Annotated in this window: 1 protein-coding gene; it reads left to right on the top strand. The window is 62.7% G+C overall.

The annotated features are described in order from the left end of the window. The first annotated feature begins 23 nt into the window (after positions 1-23). Complete coding sequence (locus DVK01_RS21355; protein WP_394337684.1) at positions 24-302, top strand: hypothetical protein; 279 nt, start codon at positions 24-26, stop codon at positions 300-302. Positions 303-459: the final 157 nt, after the last annotated feature.

Below are 459 nucleotides of genomic sequence, written 5' to 3'. Positions count from 1 at the left end.
AATCGAATGCAGACGAGGACCGAATCCCGGCGACGACCGCCGAACCGGCCGAAGACGTGGACGAACAGGAGGACCGCGAGTTCGCCGAGCGACTTCGACGGTATCTCGACTACGCCGTCCTCGCCGGACTGCTACTGCGCGCGCTCATCGCGGCGCTGCAGTTCTACCTCAACGCGAGCCAAATCATCTCGACGTGGGTGAACCCCGAGTTCCGGCCAATCTTCCACGCCGCGTTCAACGTCGTATTGCTCCTCGGTGCGGCGCTCGGCATCTCCGTCCAACTCCGGCGGTTGACGGACTAATCGGGACGACGGGATACCACCCTATCCCGACACCAGCGCAGCACCGCCGAAGAACAATCCCAGTGCGACGAAGAACAGGCCCATCAGTTTGGTTAGCGTGACGTTCCACGCTGCCGGTTCGACTTCGCTCGCGTGGGTTTTGCTCCCGATTGCGTCG

This window comes from Haloarcula sp. Atlit-120R, assembly GCF_003665885.1.
Classification (GTDB): Archaea; Halobacteriota; Halobacteria; order Halobacteriales; family Haloarculaceae; genus Haloarcula; species Haloarcula taiwanensis.
Note: the sequence above shows the minus strand (reverse complement) of the source record. Positions and strands in the feature narration are given on the sequence as shown.